Below are 21,500 nucleotides of genomic sequence, written 5' to 3'. Positions count from 1 at the left end.
GTTTTATGGCTTTGATTTGTCCTTTTTATCAGATTCATTTCTATTCTCCTGTGTTTGCAGGATTCCCCCTTTGCTGACGACAATGGCAAGATGGTACCACCTGATCCCTTCTCGAACTCAGTAGTGAAACGTCTTAGCGCCGATGGTAGTGTGGTTTAACCATGTGAGAGTAGGTCATCGTCAGCTCCCTTTATATACCCCCCCCTTCAATAGAAGGGGGGTGTTTTTTTTGGGGTTATTTAAGGGGTATTTTGGTGGTAGAATGGCAATTCAATAACCTCCCAAATGCTGGAGCATAAAACATGGCAGTGGATTTTTCTAATACTTTAATTGTGGCGATTTCGGCGACGGCATTGTTTGATTTGAGTGAATCGGAACGATATTTTAGCCAACTGCTTCAAAAAGACCCCAAAAATGCCTTACAACAGTTTCATGATTATATGATTGCCAATGAAAGTGTACCATTGACAGCAGGGGTGGGTTATCCGCTGATTAAGGCTCTTTTAAAGCTTAATGAATATGATGATGGTAAAGATTACCATGATGAGTCGCCATTGGTAGAGGTGGTGATTGTGTCAAAATCTAGCCCTGATACGGGTGTGCAGGTATTAAATTCTTTGCGGTCGCATGGGTTAAACATCACTCGTTCAGCGTTTATCTCAGGTGAGCCTGTGGTCAAATACATTGCTGATTTTAAGGTGGATTTGTTTTTGACCACCAATTTGGACGATGCCCAAATGGTCACTGATGCCAGTGTGTGTGCTTGTGCTTTGCTTGATGCCACCCCTGTTAATGCCTTTGAGTTGGATAGCAATCAGTTACGTATTGCCTTTGATGGTGATGCGGTGCTGTTTGATGGGGCTGGGGAATTGATGTATCAACAACAGGGTTTAAAGGCGTTTCATGATTATGAAGATAAGATGAGCGACTCGCCGATGGAAAAAGGTCCTTATGCTGATTTTTTGATTAAGCTGTCTAAGTTGCAACAGCGATTGCCCATTACTCAAGACAAACACCCTGTACAGATTGCTTTGGTAACCGCTCGGAATGCTCCTGCTGATTTGCGTGCGATTAAGACGTTAAGGGCTTGGGGGGTGACGGTAGACATGGCGTTTTTTTTGGGTGGATTGGACAAAACCCATGTGTTAAAAACCTTTGCCCCGCATATCTTTTTTGATGATTCGATTAGGCACATTGAGCGTGCAAGGGGATTTGTGCCATCGGGGTTAGTGCCTTATCGCTCCAATTCAGGATTAAACACAAGATTAAATGCAGTGCATCAGTTGACAAAGTGTGATCAGTTTGGGCATAAGTTTTCTAAAACAAAAACATCACCCACCAAGATACTGACAAATGTAAAGCCATCAAAAAATAAGTAAATTAACTTAAACGCAACTGGGGCAAATCATGTATCCCACCTCGCAACCAAGCTGGCAAAGCCTTGTTAAAAGCCGTTTGCGACAAACCATGCAGCTGTATCTGTGGGTATTTGTTCCCATGTGGTTGATGTTTTTGCTTAATAACAGCGTGCTGTTTGGATTGTGGAATGTTTTTGGTATTGTCCCAAGAGAGTTGAGTGTGCCAAGCTTTATCGGTATTTTGGCATCGTGGACCATGCACGCCAATTTGGCTCACATCACAGGCAATAGTTTGGTCATGGCTCAGGTGTTGTTTTTATTTGGGGTGTTTGAGAAAAAGGCGATGATGACCATTGTGTTTTTGATTGTCGGTTCTGGGCTATTTACTTGGGTGTTTGGGTCATCGAACTCTCTTCATATTGGGGCATCTGGGTTGGCGTTTGCGATGATGGGTTATATGATTGGTGGGGCGTTGTTTGCCAGACGTTGGGGCTATCTGATTGCATGTGTGGCGTTAGGTGTGGGGTTTTGGTTGGCGATGTTGAGTAATCTTATGCCACAAGTGGGCGTGTCCTTTGCTGGGCATTTGGGGGGATTGTTGACAGGCATTGGGGTTGGGGCAAGTACTCGTCATCCGTATTCACAGAGTCGGTTGTTACGGTAATCAGCACACAAAATTATCCAATGGTGGTTTTACAGCAACGATGATAAAAAGCGGATGAGATAAGAATTTATACTGTGAGTATCGTCAGCGATTTGGGTTCATGGTATAGTATTGGGCGATTAAAATAATCCGTTTATCCTCCGTTGCCGTAAAACCACCGCCTTTGGGCGGTGGATATAAGGCAATTGTTAAATGCGATAAGTTTTGCTATACTCATCTCACTATATTCAATGTCTTACATTCCACAGTTAAGTTAAGACTAAATTGCGAGTACGCAGTAACTTAACTGGTAAGATGTTTCCAAACACACACTTAAGCTAATTCGTGTCTATGACAATCCTAACGGTAGGATTAGCTTAAAATAAGAACCTAAGATGTACGGTGTGTCGTACGGGCGGTTGCCACTATCTTAGGCTTGCGGTTGGGCTTGACCGTCTGGGAGCAGGAATCCCCGAACGATAGGGAGGGGAGGAAGTCAAGAAGCTGTCATGAGCCAAGTTAATATGAGCCAACTTAAAATAGATGACCGTCTGTGGTCAATAAAAGCCCGTAATCTGTCGCCTTATGTTCCTGGTGAACAACCCACACAAGCCAGCTTGTGCAAGCTCAATACCAATGAAAACCCGTTTCCACCATCACCCATGGTGGCAACTGCCATTGCTCAGGCATTGCAAAATCAAGCGGTCAACCTGCGTTTATACCCAGAGCCTGAGTCAGACAGCTTGCGTCAAGGTTTGGCAACTTATCATCGTCAGCATGGCATCACACCATCACAAGTCTTTGTGGGTAATGGTTCAGATGAAGTGTTGGCGTTGGTGTTTGCGTGTTTTTTTATCAAAGACAGGGCTTTACTCACGCCTGATATCAGCTATGGTTTTTATCCTGTGTATGCTGATACTTTAGGGGTGGAGATGATAAAAATCCCTTTACGAGAAGATTTTAGCATTCATTCAGATGATTACCGTCGACCTTGTGCAGGCATCATCATCGCTAACCCCAATGCCCCCACGGGTATTTTGATGCCATTATCTGACATTCATAAACTTTGCCAAGAACACCCCAATGCGGTGGTGGTGATTGATGAAGCTTATATTGACTTTGCACAAAATGAGCATGATGCACAAGCGGTGGTGAGTGCCATCAGTTTGATTAATGAATTTGATAATTTGTTGGTGGTACAAACCTTTTCTAAATCTCGCTCGTTGGCAGGGTTGAGGGTGGGGGTTGCTTTTGCCAATGTGTCATTGATAGAAGCGTTGATACGCATGAAAAACAGCTTTAATAGTTATCCGCTTGACCGCTTGGCACAAGCAGGGGCGCTGGCAAGTTTGTCTGACCAGCCGTATTTTGAGCAGGTGTGTCAACTGGTGCAAAAACTGCGTCAGCTATTAACCGATAAGCTTGTTACATTGGGGTTTGACGTGTTGCCATCACAAGCCAATTTTGTGTTTGCCAAACCTCCTAAGACATTATTTTCAGGAGATGCGTCTGTATTGGCACAAACCCTAAGAGAGCAGGGCATCATCGTTAGACACTTTAATCAACCACGTGTCAAGGACTATTTACGCATCAGTGTGGGTGATAAAGAGCAAATCCAGCGTTTGATTGTGACTCTTTATGATTTAATCAAGTCATAAGTGAAGCAAACATCATCAAGCCAAATTAATAAATGCAAAACAATCACCCAAAAGCAATCACCCAGAAACAATCACCTAAAAAAACAACTTAGGAAAACAGATGATACGAGAATTACCAATCGAAAATTTACCTAACGAGCTACACGAGCGTGGCATTGCGTTGGCTGATGCCAGTATTTGGGATGTGCGTGATGCCAAAGATTATGCTAACGGACACATACAAGGTGCAGTTAACCACCCCATTAATCAAGGGATAAATAAGACCATATTATCAGAACTGCCAGACACCACCATCTATGTGTTGTGCGGTGGTGGTGGTAAAGCCCCCAGAGCTGCCACTGCTATCAATGACATTGACAGCGAGCGTGATGTGGTGGTGCTAACAGGTGGCACTCGCCAAGCTAAAATATTGGACTGGCAAATGGTGGCTGGTGATGCCCCATTTTAAGGCATAACTTAAGGCATAACAATGAATTAAGGTATAAATAAGAACGGTTTAGGCAATGGCGGATTTGACGGCTGATTTGGGATTATCAATGCCTTGTAATGTCATTTTTACTGGCGTGGCAGGGACAGGTAAGACACATCGACTACAGCAGTTGGCAAAGCAATACACCGATGTGGTACAAAGTGTGAATGTTGATCAGCTGGGCAAAACCTTGGTGCAAACGCTAAGCTGGCGTGATGTGATTGTGTTGGTGTTTTTACATAAGTTGCAACAAGGACAAGAGTTGCTTAAGGTGGCGGATATTGTTGCCAGCCCATTTTTTCAATACAAAGCCGTGGTGAATAATCGTCAAGAACATCTAGAACAGACGGCATGGACGACCTTACGCCAATATGCACGCAGTGGCAGTCTATCGAACCACAACCCATCAACAAATCACAATCCATCAAATCACCACCCATCAAATCATCAACCGTCATATCAAACGCCTTTTAATCACAACAGCCAAATATCTAGTCAGGCTTATTTTGCCAAAGACAGTTCATCACATTGGTATTTGTTGTCAGACAGCTTGCCATTATTAACCGATTTACAAGCTCAATTGGACAGCTATCTTGCCAGTGTGGCAAATATTCATCAGCGTGAGCAGTGTCGCTATGTCATGGTCAGTTTTCATCAAGCTTATGGTTATGATGAATTTGTCGAAGGCATTCGCCCTTATGTCGATGATGATGGCAAGATGCACTATGATATCCAAGCAGGGGCGTTTGTGCGGTTGTGTGAGCGGGCATGGCAAGATCCAACGCATCGCTATGCTGTGCTGATTGATGAGATTAACCGTGCCAATGTGGTGCAGGTATTTGGTGAGTTGCTTAGCCTGATTGAGCCAAGTAAACGCATGGGACAACCACACGCCATGCAGGTGAATTTGGCGTATTCTGGCCGATTATTTGGTGTGCCAAGCAATGTGGATATTTATGCCACCATGAATGTTCAAGACAGATCATTGATGCCATTAGATACTGCCTTTCGTCGTCGTTTTGAATTTGTTCTGCTGTTGCCAAATTCACAAGAGTTGCCTTGTATTGATAATCCTTATGACCACAAGCAGATTGATTTGGCAAAAATTTTAGACGGTTTAAATACTCGTCTTTTGCAACACGCAGGTGAGCAAGCATTGTTAGGGCAAGCGTATTTTTATGGGATTGACAGTGTGGCTGGGCTGATTACTGTCATGGTAAAGCAGGTTTTGCCCCAACTGCTCAATGACCTAAGTCAGGCTCAGCTGATCGAAGTGTTGAATTTGTCGATGGTGCCTTGGCTCTTGCCAATCACTGACATCATCATCACTTCAGCCAGCAGCAACCCAGTGATTAATCAAAACAAAGATGTTGCTTATGCTGTTGGGCAATATGCCGGGCAGAGCATGAATCACATGTTGTCTCATGGGTCAAGCTTGCACATTAATCCTAACATGATTCGGCTTTTGACAAAATTACCAATGGCAATTAACCCAATAACCAACTCAACAATCAATCCAGAGCAACACAATAATCCATTTTTGCAATCGGAAACATGGGCATCTTTATATGATTAACAAAATATGATTAACAAAAGAAAACTGCCAAAAACACCGATAAAAACAGCATAAGCAGTGTATGAATGTATTGACTGTATTGGAACATCAGCGGATTGATGACACACAGGTGGCAAAGGGTCAACTGACTGCTCATGATTATCAATGGTTGCTTGAGCAGACCGCACAAGGTCATCTGCCATGTTTTGAATGTGGTATTCACCAAGGCAAAGCCGTGCTGGTGGTGCGTCATTATTTGGCGGTGCTGTTGTTGCCAAGTGGTCGGTATTTGGAGATTTTGCCAAAAGTAAGCCAAATTGAGAACCCAACGGACCTGCACAACAGTCGCCAAGGGGTAAAGGCATTGGTCAACGCATTGATTAACACCTTATTACCAAAGTTGTCAAAACTCAACCCCATCGCCATGACCGCTGTCGCTCCCACTAATGGCATGGCCTTATCGTCATTGAACATCGACATTGACACGCCTTGCGATTGGGTAAAAATATTATTGACACTATGGCAACAACAACTGGTGAACCTGCCAACCATCTTACCAAGAACTTATGTGACCCAATGGCAAAATCACCCACAAGCACAGGGTAAACTGCATCTAAAAGAACAAATTTGTCATAATACTCATCGTCCACATTTTCGTTACACCAGTGATGCTAAGTTGACATGGCATTTTGCTTGGTATGGGTTGTTTTTTATGGCGTTACAGCAGGCACAACGGTTGGGTGTTTGTTTAAATCCATCATCATATCAGGTGGTTAATGCTTTAAAGCATGGGTATGATGGCCATGGCTTGCAGTCCCTGTCTGTGCAACTGTATCCACGAGCATTTTATCATCAGCTGTTAACCCATATCAATTCGCAAAATCAACATATTGCGATACAATTTCAGCAACGTTTTGTTGTTGACATGGCGTGTTGGTTGCTCAATTTACCAACCGAGCAATTGACCCAGTCCCTACCAGACTTTGGCTTGTCATCACCCCTGACCAAAGCGCCCCATCAATACACACCTGCATTGATGTTTAATATGTCCAAATTGTTCGAGTTGTGGGTGGTTGATTGGTTTAAGCAACGACTGCCAAACCGCCTACAAACACAACAAGCAACCATGTGGTTGACTGATGATAAAGGGGGGCAAAAATTCATCCGCCCAGATTTGCAAATTTTGCCCCAAACTTTGCCCACATCTGCCTTGGCAGAAAGCGACCTTACCTCAATGGCAACGCTTGGCTTAACAGCAACATCGCACATTGTCATTGATGTCAAATACAAAGTTCCAAATGGCTTGTCACAAGTGCTTACCAGCGATTTATACCAAATTTACAGCTATCAAACGTTACTTAAAGCCGATGCGTCATGGCTGATTTATCCTGCCAACCCCTTCTTACAACAGCCCAAACGCTTGCATCTACATGGGGGTGGACACATTGATTTGCTTGGCTTTGATATGATAACGGGTGAGCTTTTGATAAAAATATAAAAAAAACATTGACATGAATAAGATTGTCTCTTATCATATGCACCCTATGGCAAGACAGTGGTGTTGCCATGACAGTTCACGGAGTGTAGCGCAGCTTGGTAGCGCATCTGGTTTGGGACCAGAGGGTCGGGGGTTCGAATCCCTCCACTCCGACCACTGTTAAAGAGCCTTACAGGCTTTTTATGTATGAGCGCCTGTAGCTCAGTTGGATAGAGCATCTGCCTTCTAAGCAGGTGGTCGCAGGTTCGAATCCTGCCAGGCGCGCCACTTGCCTGTAAATATCAAAGTAGACTAGTAGACTTTATCAAAGTCATCATTACCATCATTACTGATGATGTCTATATGGCGGCTGTAGCTCAGTTGGTAGAGCCCCGGGTTGTGATCTCGGTTGTCGTGGGTTCAAGTCCCATCAGTCGCCCCATCTATTATGGTTACTAATATGGTAACATACCACCACTTAAAGTTACCCACCCACCTATCTAAGCACACAAATCAGCTTACAAATAACACAATCATTTATCATTGCTCATTGATATTTATTATTGCTCATTGATAATGGTTGCCGTCCATCAGACGCTTGCGATACCATAAGCTCATTGTCAACCAACAAAATCAACAAACAGATGAGATGTGATGAATGCCAGCGTATCGTTATAAAGCCTTAGACCCACAAGGTCAACTAAAAAAAGGCATCTTAGAAGCCGACTCAGCTCGGCAAGTGCGTCAGCAGTTGAGGGACAAGGCATTGATGCCTGTCGAAGTGGACTCAGTACAAGACACCAATGCTAAGGGCAAACGTCAAAAACGCCCATCTTCTTATGATTTGGCATTGTTGACAAGACAGCTGTCGGTGCTGTTGGCATCTGCCATTCCTTTAGAAGAAGCCTTGGCTGCTGTTGCCAAACAACATGAAAAACCTGCCATGCAATCGCTGATATTGGCAGTACGCTCACATGTGCTTGAAGGGCATACCCTTGCCAATGGCTTTGCTCAAACCGCTGATTTTCCTGATTTATATATTGCCACCATTGCCGCTGGTGAAAAATCTGGACATTTGGATTTGATTTTAGAACAGTTGTCGGATTACACTGAGAACCGCCATGCCTTACAAAAGAAAATTCAAAGTGCCATGGTGTATCCGTTGGTGTTGATGGTGATGGCGTTTTTGATTGTCATTGGATTGATGAGTTATGTTGTGCCAAAAATTGTCAAGGTCTTTGAGCAATCAGACCAAGCCTTGCCTTGGATTACCCAAGTGGTGATGGGGCTATCTAACGCCGTTACTCAGTGGTGGTGGTTAATCCTATTGGTGTTGGTGGTGTTGGTGGTATTGTTGGTGCGGTTTGTGCGTGGTGAGCATGGCAGGCGAGTGAGTGATGCCATGGTTTTGCGTTTGCCAATTTTTGCTAAGTTATCTAAAGGGTTAAATGCGTCTCGTTTTGCCAGTACGCTGGCAATTTTGACACGCTCTGGTGTGCCGTTGATTGAGGCCTTGCGTATTGGGGCAGCCGTTACCACCAACGTGCATATCCAGCAAGCCATTCAAGCAGCCGCTGATAAAGTGACTGAGGGGGCAAGCTTATCAGGACAGTTACAAAATTCACCTTACTTTCCGCCGATGATGGTGCAAATGATAAAAAGTGGTGAAAATTCAGGTGAATTGGATGACATGTTGGCAAGAGCAGCAAAAATGCAAGAAAATCAAGCCACCAATTTTATCAGTACATTATTGGCATTGCTTGAGCCGTTGATGTTGGTGTTCATGGGGGTGGTGGTGATGGTGATTGTCATGGCGGTGATGTTGCCCATCATTAATATGAATGACTTGGCAGGATAATTGCGTAATACTTGAGCAATAATTGGCATTTATAATATGACACAGATGATATGAACAGATGATATGCCCCATTATTTTTTGCTATTTTCTGATTAATATGAAAAGAAACTTAGCCTTATGAGAACCTTAGTCCTATGAATAACATTCCTTCTTCTGCTTCTCAGTGTTCTTTGTCGATAAGCAAAGCCCAAGCTGGCTTCACCTTAATAGAAATCATGGTTGTCATCGTCATTTTGGCCATTTTGGCAGGGTTAGTGGTGCCTCGTGTGGTGGGACAAAGTGATAAGGCTCGTGTTAAGACCACCGAAGTGCAATTATCTAGCCTTTCGAATGCACTGGACACGTATCGCATCGATAATGGACGCTATCCAACCACCGCACAAGGCTTGGATGCCTTAATTCACCCTGTGAATGATGCTAAAAACTTCCCCGAAGGTGGCTATATTAAAGGCGACTATCCAACCGATGGTTGGGATAATGAAATTCAGTATGTCTCACCTGGTACAGAGGGTCGTCCTTATGATTTGTTTTCACTTGGGGCAGATGGTCAAGTGGGCGGTGAGGGAATGGACAGGGATTTGTACGCCAGCACTTAATTAGATTTTGACGGATAAAAAATACCGTCAATCTCAGATTAAAATAAAGCGGTAAAAAGTTAAATAATTAAAAGTTAAGTAATTAAAAGTTAAGTAATTAAAAGGTTGTGAACGTGAAAGCTGTTAAATTAATACAAAATCGTCTGCAAAAACAAGGCATGACATCAGATTGTGTGATTGCCAATGCTGTAATCACCAACGTATTGGTACTGACAATGGGGCTTATGACCTTAGGGGCGATGCCTTTACAAGCGGTGCATGGTGCTGGCTTGAATGATTTGTTTTCTGAGCAGACCAGTGGCGGTAAGTTTTTACCTGTTAATCAGGCTTTTAATGTCATGCCCAGCATTCAAGGCGATAAGGTGTCTGTGTATGTCGACATCACCCCCGGTCATTATCTGTATCGAGACAAGCTTAAACTCAGTTTGCCTGATGGCATAACTGCCACATCGTTGCAATTTGATAAATCAGCTCACTTTGTCGATGATCCAAGTTTTGGTAAAGTGGCGGTATTTGACCAAAATAACGTTACCGCCACCGCCATTTTGACCAATACCCAAGGCAAACGGCTGACCGATGTGCCTGTTACAGTCAACTGGCAAGGTTGTGCGAAAGCAGGTCTATGCTATCCACCAGAGAAGACACAATTTGTCATCAGCTTAGATGCCACTGGTAAAAATGACGCTCACGCAACACAAGAACCCATCACAATCGAGCAAGCAACAACCAACAATCACAATATTTCCAAGCAAGACACTTCCAAGCAAGACACTTCCAAAGTAAAAACAGCACAACAAACCAACACAATCAACCCTAATAACAACCTTAATGACAACACTCAAGAAAAAACGGCTGATACCGCCACGTCATCAACCATCAAAAATGACATAACTGGCAACGATGCCACAACCACAACACATGACAATCCAAGCACAGATGTCAACATAGACCCCAGCACAGATTTAGAGACTCAGGTTGTTGCCAATCAATCGTTGGATAATCTACCAGCTGACGCATCACATGCCGTTACGTTAACCGAAATGGCAGAAAAGCCAAGCACTAATACCACAAGCATCAATACCACAAGCACCAATACAGACGCTCATGCAAATGATCCATTTGGGCTGGCAAGTCACCCAGCGTTGGCGTTGCTATTGATATTTTTGGCAGGATTGACCTTGGCGTTTACCCCTTGCGTGTTGCCCATGTTGCCGATTGTTGCCAACATTGTTGCCCAACAAAAGCAGGTCAGCCAACGTCGCAGTGTCATTTTAAGTGGCAGTTATGCTTTGGGTGTGGCAGTGGCATATGGATTGCTTGGGGCGGTGATTGCCTATTTTGGGCAAGCTTTGGGCATTTTGGGCTGGTTACAAAACCCTGTGATTTTGGGTGGGTTTGCCTTGGTGTTTGTGTTGCTTGCGTTATATATGCTGGATGTGGTGGCATTTCGTTTGCCCAGTGCCATCAGTCAGCCATTACAAAAGCTCAGCCAAGCAGGCAATCAACGTTTGGGCAGTGTTGGTGGTAGTTTTTTGGTGGGCTTATTATCCGCATTGGTGGTGTCCCCTTGTGTGTCTGCTCCTTTGTCTGGTTCTTTACTTGCTGTTGCCACCATTGGCAGCGTGCCACTTGGTTTTATGGCGTTGTTTTTGTTGGGTTTGGGTTTGTCTTTACCGTTGGTGGTGTTGGCTGCCACAGGGGGCAAGCTGATGCCAAAAGCAGGCGAGTGGATGAATTGGATAAAAGAAGGCATGGCGTATCTGTTATTTGCAGTGGCGTTATTGTTGCTTGAGCGTGTCTTACAATCGCCTGTGATGTTGATGCTTTGGGCGTTGTGGTTTGCAGTCGTGGCGTTTTGGTGGCATAAATGGTCTCAAAAAACCCCTTTACTGAGCCGTGCCATGAATTATGTGATGTTGTTGTGGGCAGGGTGTTTGATGGTGGGAGCAGCGATGGGGGCAAAAGACAGTTGGCATCCTTTGCAACCATTAACCGCAGGTTCTGGCACAGCAGGCATATTAGCAAATGACACTTTACCAAACACCGCTTTTGCTCAATCACGCATCACAACCTTAGCAGAGCTGGACCAGTTGTTGGCACAACATGACAAAGTGGTCGTCGATGTTACTGCTGATTGGTGTATTGAATGTCGCATCATGGAACAGAGCATATTCAATCAATTACCCTCACAAATGGCTGATTGGCATTTGGTGCGCTTGGACATCACTGAGACCACAGAAGAGTCAAAAGCCATTTTGGCACGTTATCAGTTATTTGGGCCGCCAAGCCTACTTTATTATGTTGATGGTCATTTACAAGAAAAGCAAGTCGGTGAAATCAAACGTCAAACCTTTATCGATACCTTGGATAAGTTATCATGAAGCATGCCTTTTTTTATGTTGGGTTACTTGCCTTGGCAGGCAGTCCAAACGCACAAGCCACTGACACCACTGACACATGGTTAGGCATTGATACAAACGTTCATACAGCCACTGATAAAAGTGCAAATTTAGAGTTGGCAAGTGAGCCTAATCACAGCAAAGACCAAGCCTCTTTATTTTATGAATGTGCGTCAATACAGACCAATGTGACACGGTTGGCCTGTTTTGATAAAGTGGCACAGGCAGGGACACTGCCTAACTTTATTAAGGAAAAAAAACCCATTGATTTGGGTCAAACCTTAATCAAAACCTTTAAAGGCGGCCCCCAAGTGGTGCTTGCTGGCTCTCAGATTAACAGCAGCATTAACAACAGCACCGTTAATCTTGATGGTGATAATAATAAGCAAATTACTGACACAATAACCGCTTTAGACCCAACAGCCGATGGTGCCAGTTTGCCACTGGCACAAAATGAACAATACATCTTATCAACGGTTGGCATTAAAGAGATTGACATCGGTAAATACTCACCGCTAAGCTTAGCCTATGATTTGGATAAAAACAGTGACATTGGCACATGGAAACCACGCCCACACAACCCCATGTATCTGTTGCCCATACAAGTACACACTGCCCCCAACCGCAGTCCACAAACGCCCAACCAAGACAGCAAAGAGTACAGTTATAATGACAGGCGTAACGCTGAGCTAAAGCTACAAGTATCTGTTAAAACCAAGGTGGCAGAAGACCTATTTAATACCCACTCAGACCTTTGGTTTGGTTATACTCAGCAGTCACATTGGCAGGTATATAATGAAGACAACTCACGCCCTTTTCGTGCCACGGACTATCAGCCTGAGATTTTTATCACCCAACCTGTTACCGCCAGTCTGCCATTTAATGGTCGATTAAGAATGTTGGGAGCAGGCTTAATTCACCATTCAAACGGAGAAGATGACCCTTTGTCACGTTCATGGAATAGGGCGTATGTCATGGCAGGGGCAGAATGGAATAAGCTAACGGTTGTGCCCAAATTTTGGGCAAGAATCAATGCCAGAACCAACAACAAACCAGATGACAACCCAAACATTGGCGAGCATTGGGGCATCGGTGAGCTTAGGGCTTATTATGACTTAGACAAAAAAAACAGCATCTCTGGCATGATAAGGGGCAACCCCAGCACACAAAAAGGGGCTGTTGAGCTTGAGTTTATCCATCAGCTGGATAATAATGTGAATGTCTATCTACAAGTTTTTCATGGTTATGGCGAGTCGATCATCGACTACAACCACAAAGACACCGCTGTCGGTATGGGCATCATGCTAAATGACTGGCGTGGTTTGTGATACCAAGCTCAAGCCAAGCCCAAGCATCAGCCGTGATTTAACATCAGCATGATTTCATGACACGCATTCGCATTCCTTTGTTTGCCCCTTATCAGTTGGGTTGCTGGCTGGCTCACCGCTGGCAAGAGCGGTGTTTGCTCTGTGGTATCCATCTTAGCCAGCCAAGCATCCACTCGTATCAAACCCACCGCCATACCAAGACAGCACATGGCAAAACAGCATCTTGGACAGATTGGCTTGGCATGGCAGACACTGGCGTATTATGCTTATCTTGCCAGCACAGATTGCCCCCACCACCTGCGTCATTTAGCGTCATAAAAGACACTCGCATCGATATCCAAGCGGCCGCCCCTTATCGTTATCCCATCAACCAACTGGTGCAAGCCTTTAAGTTTCATGAAGACATGAGTCGATTGCCCATTTTGCGTTATTTGCTTGAGCGGTTGTCTGTGCCTAAAGGTGTGCTGAGTGGTGAGAAAAATCTCAGTGGTACGCTCAATGGCAATGCGGTCATCTTGCCCATGCCCACCACCGCCAAACGTCTGAAAAAACGTGGCTTTGACCCTGTAACCATCTTATCTGCCCATCTGTCTCACCATTGGCAGATACCCATATGGCGGGGCGTACAACGCATTGACGATACCATCAGCCAACGCCACCTAAACCGCCAAGAACGCTTTAGCAACCTAGAACATGCGTTTGCCATCGTTACCCCATTACCTGCTTCGATTCGTCATGTGTTGCTGTTTGATGATGTTGCCACCACAGGGGCAAGTCTGCACTCACTGGCACACACGCTACTTTTGTCCCATCAATCGCTACAAGTGAGCGGTTATTGTCTTGCACATGGCAGCTGAGTGTTTTATAGTAGAGGCAGCAAATTTTTTTATGGATTTTTGTTCATATTGATGGGAATTTTGGAACGATTATTGCAATAACGATACAATAATGATGATTGATTGTCTTAATTTTTTTGTCTTAACCTAATTGTCTTAATAATGCGATGGATAATACATGAAAGCGTTTAACCGCCCGATACAGACTGGCTTTACCTTGATTGAGTTGCTAGTGACCATCAGTGTCTTAGGCATCATTGCTAGCATCGCTGCCCCATCATTTCAAAATCAGATAGCCAAACGAAAGATGGAAGACGCATTCAACCAAATTGAAACCTGCTTTAAAGAAAGCCGTATTGAAGCAAACATCACTCGCAATCCCGTAACTGTTCGGTTTAATGCACAAACGTTAAACTGTGCCACTAAAGGCAATATTGAGTTTGCGTCTCCTTTGTCTGTTGTGGCTGTTAGAGGCACACCAAGCATTCAATTTAACGCCAATGGCACCGTGGATTTTAGGGGGACAACAAACACTTTAGAAGAAACGTTTCAAGTTTGTTATAATGGATATGCACAAGGCTCTGTAGACTTGACCATCAACTCAAGGGGCAGACTGTCAAGAAACACTGGGGGACGCACATGTTAAACGCACATCAACAGCAAGGTGTTGGTCTGGTTGAGGTGATGGTGGCATTACTGCTTTTAGCGGTGGGTGTCATGGGCTTTGCAGCCTTACAAATGACAGCAATCAAGGCGACTGATGAAAGCTTGGTAAGTGGGCGAGCATTGACTGTGATGCGTGGTGGGGCGGAGATGATGCGTGCCAATCCCAAGCACATTCAGGTTTTTAAACAGGTGCTTGATAGCAACCAAGCCACCTATAAAGGAATAACCAAAGACAGCTGTCTGCAAAACGATATCACTAAAAATACCAAAAATCAAGCGACATGCACGAAAGAACAAATTGCCATACGTGATGCGCTGGTGTTAAGACAATTTGCCATTGACAGCTCAATTCAGATACAAGCCCATGAATGCCCCCCTGTCTCGACAGGTGTGCCATTGATGTGCCTAATCGCCAGTTGGGGAGACACAAACCCCACCATTGGCGCAGCCGATACGGATTGTGTGACTGCCAATGGCGATTATAAGATTGGCTCTTCTTGTTTTGTGATGGAGGCATATTGATGCAACAGCAACAATGGCGACAGTATGGTTATCCGACAGTCAGTCAACCCAACATCAGCCAAGGTTTTACCTTGATTGAGCTGATGATAGCATTGGTATTGGGATTGCTTATCTCAGCGGCGGTATTGCAGGTGTATTTAAGTGCTTTTCGTACCTCGTTGGTTCAACAAGGGGGATCTGAGATAGCTGATGCCAGTGTGTTTGGTATCCAAAACTTAGAGCGTCAAATCAGACTGGCAAACCTAGGTAACAGTGTCTTTCAAATCAATCAAACCACCAAATTTGGTGGGGTGGTATTATCCGCCCAAAATGTTGGTTTGCCAGCCAATGACTCAAGCATCTCTGATAACTTGATGACCACAAGTGCTGACAGTCCCCCTCAAAACACTGCTTCATCAAGAAACTCAACATGGACTGGGGGGAGTGGCACAAACATAGCCAGCGACCAGCTGACCATACAGTATCAAAATGTCATTGATTCAGGTCTTGTGGACTGTGAGGGCAATACGGTTGCCTTAAATGATTGGGTGATTGAGCGTTATTTTATCCGTGGTAATGGCATCTTTACTTGTGATGCAGGACGTGTTGAGTCAGCAGGTGGCATTAATAAAACCGCCAGTGTCCCAGCTTTTGGTAATGAGGGGGTGGCACTTATTGATAATGTTGAGCAATTTAAAGTATTGCTTGGGGTACAAAGTAAAGATGCCAACAATTTGGCTTACATCGCACCAAAAAATTATTTGGCATTGCCAACTTCAGACCCCTTATATCAAGCCCCCATCATTGCGGTCAAACTGGGTTTTTTGGTACGCAGTAATCACGTCATACCAGAAAGCACAGGCAATAAATACACCATCTTTGGTAAAGAAAATACCGTGAGTAGTCAATCCAACTTTTTACGACGCAACTATGAATCGACCATCATGTTGCGTAATGCTCGGGTCATCACCCCATAATTGTCAATTTATCGGTCTTATGGTTGGATAAATAACCAGTTGGACAAATTGTAGTTGGATACATTTATGAAATCAGATTGTGCCAATCCATCATATCGCCAAAGTAGTCTTGGCTTAAAACGCAGTCTTGGCTTTAGTGGTCATCGTCAGCAACAGGGGATGGCGTTGATTGTCGTGTTGCTGGTGTTGATATTAATCATCAGTATCGGAGCGGTGGCGGTTAGGCGCAGTCAGACTGATCTTAGGCTGGTCAGTAGCAGTCAGATGGATACCTTGCTACTACAAGGGGCTGATGGGGCGAACATGAGGCTAGAAGAAGCGGTTAATCTACCTGTTACCGATTCAATTTATCAAGACATGGTGAATCGAAATAATGGAATTTTTGGTCATTTCATTAGTAATTCACCTGATGCCGACCAAGATGAACTCATCTATTGTTATAATCCAAGAATGCTACAAATAAACACCAAAACCGCTACTATCAAGCGAGATGGTGGTTTGGTAGTCAGTAATCATCTAGGAATATGCGATCCAAAACAAGCCAGTAGCTATCTCAGTGCCAGGCAGACTGTTGCTACGCAGGTACATATTACCAGAACGCCACTAAACAATCTACGACCATTTGAAGGAGCAAGGCAAGAAGTTAATCTATCTGCTGGTAATCAAGACCTAAAAAGTAAGCATGTGTTCGATATTGGAACGGTATCAGCAATTCCTTCTTATAACCATTTTGACAATTGTTATTCCGATGTCTCTAATGTGGGTGCTGTTGTATCTGACCATTTAAGCAATTGTCTAAAAAATCACAATGTGCCTAACAAGCAACTTAAAGAACAGGTGGAAGTCAGTCTTGCCAACCAAGTGCAGACATGCATCGGATTAGGGCGTGCCAGCTCTGCTACGCTTAAAAATGATGACAAATGTAAACCAATCAGTGATGGCACAACAGGTACAAATTCTAAACCCACAGAAGGACAAGCTCATGAAACTGAAAAACCCTAATGGTCATCTGACACCTAAAATGATGCGACGTGGCTTGTGTGTTGCGGTGAGTGCCCTGTTGTCCAGTGTGTCGGTAGAGGCTGCCCCATCATCAACCGATATTTCTTCATCAAAAATCGAGCCACCAAAAGTACACAGAAATATCGGTGACTTAGAAATCTACCAATCTGCAGAGGGTGGTAAAGTAACCATCATGATGATGTTAGACACATCAGGGTCGATGTCTGGTGAGCTGATGACCGATGGTTCAGCATGTGAGTTAGAAAATACACATTATACACTTATCACAAGGCAATCAAATACCATACCTCAATATACCCGCTATTTGTGTCATACACACACCACTGCAGGTAAACGTTATCAATTTTATGCCAAAAAACAAGGAAATTGGTGGAGTGGGTATTATACAACATACCATAGATGTTTAGATGACCATTGCAATAGTATTAGTTCACAATCATATGACGTGAAAAATAGACTTTCTCAGTATTCAGTTGAAAACCGAGGTTCTGATAAATTATATTACACCCCACTCAAACCACACTATAGAGATGAGCAAATTCCTGATCGCATGACTCGGTTAAAAGATGCTATTTTTACTTTATTGGATAAAGACAGCGCTGGCAACTACCTATTAGACTCACATAAAGTTGCCATTGGGATAGGGCAGTTTTCATCACAAAGTGATGAAAATAACCAATTTAACTATACAGATGGACAAACAGGTAAGATATTGGTGCCAGCAGCGTCTCTGTCAGAAGAGCAACGTAAAAAAATAAAAGAAGAGGTAGCAAAACTACGAGCTGAACACCGTACGCCAACTGCCAATGCCTATGCTGAAGCAGGCGCATATATGATGGGCACCACCACATGGGTGGGATATACCAATATCTATGGTTATACCGTACCACCTCAAAGTGGCTTTGAAAAATCACACAAAAGCACCAAGAGTAATGGGAAATACATCAGCCCATTAAAAAATGCCAACTCGTGCGATGGGCAAGGCATCTATTTTTTAACCGATGGTGAACCCAATGGTGCAGACCCCTATGAGATTATGAACAAAGCATTAGAGGGTAATGGTCATAAAATACCGAACTATCCCAAAGATATTAATTCATTCACTTATGGTTCCATATCGCCTGGCAATGAAACTTTGCCCTTTGGTTCAAGTAATGGCAATGCTATGCCATCAGTAGGGGCTTTTGCCAAAGCACTGCGTGATGTGGATAAAAACCCTAGCCGTAAAAGCATTCGTACTGCTGTGGTGGGTTTTGGCTCAGTGTTTGATGTCAATAAATACAATGGCATTATTCTCAAAGATCTGCAATCACCCAAACTTGATCCTAAAACCAGTCTGCCCATACAGAGTAACGGTAAATATGAATATCATCAAGACAAGAAATCAGATTACATTAACTGTAATCTAATCTCAAACGTAGATGCCAAAAATGCCTGTAATTGGGGGGCAAAAAGCCACCCAAGTCTACCAAAAGATGTGGGTGGTTATGGTGAAGGGGGGTTTTATTCTGCTCAATCGACGGACGACATCATAAAAAGTGTCAGAACCTTTTTGTCAGATTTAAATAACGAGATAGCTGCATCACCGTCAGGGATATTGACTGTCCCAAAAGACCCTTACAAAACCATCGGTGAATTGCCCTATGCCTTTATGCCATTGGTTGAGGCACGTGTGGGGGGGGGTAATGGCCACAGTAATATTTGGCCCGGCAACGTCAAAAAATACAAGCTATACGATGGCACGTTACAAGGTCAAAATGGTGACAACATATTCACCAATGTGGCAGGCAGTCTGAATGCGGATGCTGCAGATTTATGGACCAGTAGCAGCTCTGCCAACGGCGCAAGACATGACTCGGTTAGGGTGGGAGGTCTGTATGGTAACTTAAAAACCCCCAATCATCCTAACAATACGGACAATATCCGTACCCTTTATCTTGAAGACTTAACTGCACAAGGTCAACAGACCACTACCTTTAGGAAAATTACCGTTGACTGGTTCTCTGGCAAAGTAACTGGTCTTGACGAATTGATAGATACCACGACTTATACACCAAAGAACAAACTTATCTTGTTACAATTTTTAGGCTTTGAGAGAGCAGCCTACACAAAAAATGGCAGAGAACAATATACCAAATATTTAAGTGACATGTATGACATACCCAATATCAAGATGAGCGATTTGGTATTAAAAAAAGCCGCCAGCCCAAACAAAGTTTTAGGTGCGACCATTCACTCTAAACCTATCTCCATCTCTTATGGTGCAAATCTAGATGATCATGGACGTATAAAAGACACAGAACGAGACGACTATGTGTTCTTTGGCAGTATGGATGGCACATTACATTTGGTGAATGCTAAAAATCATAGCGGTGGCAACAACATTGACGGTGGTGGTACAGAAAATGTGGTCATTTTACCTCGCATCATGATGCAGCAACAACCTGAGGCATTAATCCCTGAATCTACTTATATCGATCGACTTGCTGGTACACCAAAGTTCGGTATTGATGGGCATTGGGCAGTTAAAAACAAATACAGCTACAACTATTCTGAGAAAAAAGTAAAATCTGATGGCAAGGTTTTGGCATATGGTGGCATGCGTCTGGGTGGTGAGGGGCTGTTGGCATTGGACATCACCAATAAAAACGAACCCAAAAAAGGATTTAGCAATCAAAACAGTGCCTTGATAGATAAAACCACACCGGGTTTTGAGCGTATCGGTCATATTTGGAATCAACCAACACTGGCACGCATCAAAACAAGCCAAACCGATACCAAAGGCACCGATGTCATCGTATTTGGTGGTGGCTATGACATGTGTTATGAATATGATAATTTCCAAGTTGGTGTGAGTGGTATTGGTCAATCCGTGGGGAGACATCAAGCTAACCAGAATCAACAGTGCAATAATAAATCCATTGCTCAAGGTAATGCGATATACATCGTTAATGCTGATACAGGTCAGCTACTCTGGAGTGCTTCAAATCAATCCAATACCAAAAAAACTCCTTCTAAAACACATTCTGACCTTAAGCACAGTATTGTCGGTGGCGTGGCAGCTTTAGACCGTAACAGTGATGGTATAGCTGACCACTTATACTTTGGCGACCTTGGTGGACAGCTGTTCCGTGTGGACTTTAAAGATGGAAACATCACCAGCAGTAGCATCACCAAATTGCTAAAAAATGAATACACGGGTAATACGATCAAATACACACGTCGCTTTTATGAAATGCCTGTGGTTAGTATTCATAAAAATCCACATAACAATCAATTGTTTGCTATGGTCAATATTATTTCTGGTGACAGAAGCTCGCCTTTATCTAAGATGCGTGCTGACAACCAATATGCCGATCGTGTCTATGGTATCATCGATACAGATGTTACCAGAGTAGATTTATTTACAAAATCAGCTACTAATGGCAATCAATCTATGTCTATGATTAAAGAGCTAGGTGATAATGATCTGATCGATTTCTCAAAAGAGAATAAAAATAATGGTAATTATTCACAGCAAGCCAAGAAAAAAATCATTGAACAAATGCAGAAACAAGTTAAAAAAGGTTGGTATTATCCGTTAACTCGTTTTGATGGTTGGGCAAATGTGCGTTATGGTAAAGGCTTTGGCAAGTCTGATATCTTGGCAAATAAATTATACACCAGCGTGTATAACCCAGATATGAATTACTCTGCTGTTAACTCTTGTAATGCTAGAATTGTCGGAGGTACAGAACGTCAGATATATTGTCTGCCTTATGGTGTGTGTTTGGAAAATGAATCTCGTAACGGCACAGCAGGTTTTATCCGTGCAGGTCAAGGTATTCAAGAGTTAAGCTTTGGTTCTTTCACCAGTAAAGATAATATTACCAGACGCACACTCATCAATACCTTGTCTTTGACGGAACAGCTTAAGGAAAATAACCGTGTAAATTTTGGCTCAGATAACAGTAAAAAGCTTATCAGACCCAATCAAGGTGCACCACATCAAGACACTCCTAACAGCCATATTGGACTATTAGCAAGTAACTTTGGTGATGCTGGTGGTCAGAGTCAATCACAAAATACACAATTAGCCAGTCAGTTATCAGGTGATGGTACAGGATCGATTGATCTTGTCAGTGAGCGTTACATCTTACAACCCAGACAATGGTAT

16 protein-coding genes, 3 tRNA genes and 1 rRNA gene are annotated in these 21,500 nt (G+C 43.5%); all 20 read left to right on the top strand.

What is annotated here, in order from left to right; genetic code table 11:
- Positions 1–72 precede the first annotated feature (72 nt).
- A 5S ribosomal RNA gene (gene rrf, locus B0682_RS09075) occupies positions 73–186 on the top strand.
- Positions 187–302: 116 nt separating this feature from the next.
- Positions 303–1,379, top strand: a complete 1,077-nt coding sequence (locus B0682_RS09070; protein WP_078308397.1) for a 5'-nucleotidase — start codon at positions 303–305, stop codon at positions 1,377–1,379.
- A gap of 28 nt (positions 1,380–1,407) precedes the next feature.
- Positions 1,408–2,022, top strand: coding sequence for a rhomboid family intramembrane serine protease (locus tag B0682_RS09065; protein WP_078308396.1), 615 nt, complete (start codon positions 1,408–1,410; stop codon positions 2,020–2,022).
- A gap of 503 nt (positions 2,023–2,525) precedes the next feature.
- The gene (gene hisC / locus B0682_RS09060) at positions 2,526–3,659 is read left to right on the top strand and encodes a histidinol-phosphate transaminase (protein WP_078308394.1); all 1,134 of its coding nucleotides are present in this window, start codon (positions 2,526–2,528) and stop codon (positions 3,657–3,659) included.
- Positions 3,660–3,759: 100 nt separating this feature from the next.
- Positions 3,760–4,107: a rhodanese-like domain-containing protein gene (locus B0682_RS09055; protein ID WP_078308393.1), complete on the top strand. Its 348-nt coding sequence runs from the start codon at positions 3,760–3,762 to the stop codon at positions 4,105–4,107.
- An 88-nt stretch (positions 4,108–4,195) separates the two neighbouring features.
- Positions 4,196–5,704, top strand: a complete 1,509-nt coding sequence (locus tag B0682_RS09050) for an McrB family protein (RefSeq protein WP_158077893.1) — start codon at positions 4,196–4,198, stop codon at positions 5,702–5,704.
- 61 nt (positions 5,705–5,765) lie between these two features.
- Entirely contained in the window at positions 5,766–7,181 is a 1,416-nt protein-coding gene (locus tag B0682_RS09045) for a 5-methylcytosine restriction system specificity protein McrC (RefSeq protein WP_078308390.1), read from the top strand.
- Between the two features lie 79 nt (positions 7,182–7,260).
- Positions 7,261–7,337, top strand: a tRNA-Pro gene (locus B0682_RS09040).
- Between the two features lie 34 nt (positions 7,338–7,371).
- A tRNA-Arg gene (locus tag B0682_RS09035) sits at positions 7,372–7,448 on the top strand.
- 78 nt (positions 7,449–7,526) lie between these two features.
- Positions 7,527–7,602 (top strand) — tRNA-His (locus tag B0682_RS09030).
- Positions 7,603–7,818: 216 nt separating this feature from the next.
- Positions 7,819–9,018, top strand: coding sequence for a type II secretion system inner membrane protein GspF (gene gspF / locus B0682_RS09025; protein ID WP_078308388.1), 1,200 nt, complete (start codon positions 7,819–7,821; stop codon positions 9,016–9,018).
- Between the two features lie 134 nt (positions 9,019–9,152).
- On the top strand, positions 9,153–9,614 hold the full coding sequence (gspG, locus tag B0682_RS09020) for a type II secretion system major pseudopilin GspG (protein ID WP_078308387.1): 462 nt from the start codon (positions 9,153–9,155) through the stop codon (positions 9,612–9,614).
- A 113-nt stretch (positions 9,615–9,727) separates the two neighbouring features.
- The gene (gene dsbD / locus B0682_RS09015) at positions 9,728–11,995 is read left to right on the top strand and encodes a protein-disulfide reductase DsbD (protein WP_240494965.1); all 2,268 of its coding nucleotides are present in this window, start codon (positions 9,728–9,730) and stop codon (positions 11,993–11,995) included.
- On the top strand, positions 11,992–13,341 hold the full coding sequence (locus B0682_RS09010; protein WP_078308385.1) for a phospholipase A: 1,350 nt from the start codon (positions 11,992–11,994) through the stop codon (positions 13,339–13,341). Before dsbD ends, B0682_RS09010 begins: the two co-directional genes overlap by 4 nt.
- 56 nt (positions 13,342–13,397) lie before the next feature.
- Positions 13,398–14,198 carry a ComF family protein gene (locus B0682_RS09005; protein ID WP_240494964.1) on the top strand — a complete coding sequence of 267 codons (801 nt, stop codon included), beginning with the start codon at positions 13,398–13,400 and terminating at the stop codon, positions 14,196–14,198.
- A gap of 157 nt (positions 14,199–14,355) precedes the next feature.
- Positions 14,356–14,823, top strand: a complete 468-nt coding sequence (locus B0682_RS09000; protein WP_078308384.1) for a prepilin-type N-terminal cleavage/methylation domain-containing protein — start codon at positions 14,356–14,358, stop codon at positions 14,821–14,823.
- Positions 14,817–15,365: a type IV pilus modification protein PilV gene (gene pilV, locus B0682_RS08995; protein ID WP_078308382.1), complete on the top strand. Its 549-nt coding sequence runs from the start codon at positions 14,817–14,819 to the stop codon at positions 15,363–15,365. The genes B0682_RS09000 and pilV overlap by 7 nt, the downstream gene beginning before the upstream one ends.
- Complete coding sequence (locus tag B0682_RS08990) at positions 15,365–16,321, top strand: PilW family protein (protein WP_078308381.1); 957 nt, start codon at positions 15,365–15,367, stop codon at positions 16,319–16,321. Before pilV ends, B0682_RS08990 begins: the two co-directional genes overlap by 1 nt.
- Positions 16,322–16,387: 66 nt before the next feature.
- Complete coding sequence (locus B0682_RS08985) at positions 16,388–17,323, top strand: hypothetical protein (RefSeq protein ID WP_078308379.1); 936 nt, start codon at positions 16,388–16,390, stop codon at positions 17,321–17,323.
- Positions 17,304–21,500: pilus assembly protein (locus B0682_RS08980; protein WP_078308377.1), on the top strand; the 4,197-nt coding region annotated here is incomplete at its 3' end. The genes B0682_RS08985 and B0682_RS08980, both read left to right, overlap by 20 nt.

The sequence above is a fragment of the Lwoffella lincolnii genome (assembly GCF_002014765.1).
In the GTDB taxonomy this organism is placed as follows: Bacteria; Pseudomonadota; Gammaproteobacteria; order Pseudomonadales; family Moraxellaceae; genus Psychrobacter; species Psychrobacter lincolnii.
Note: the sequence above shows the minus strand (reverse complement) of the source record. Positions and strands in the feature narration are given on the sequence as shown.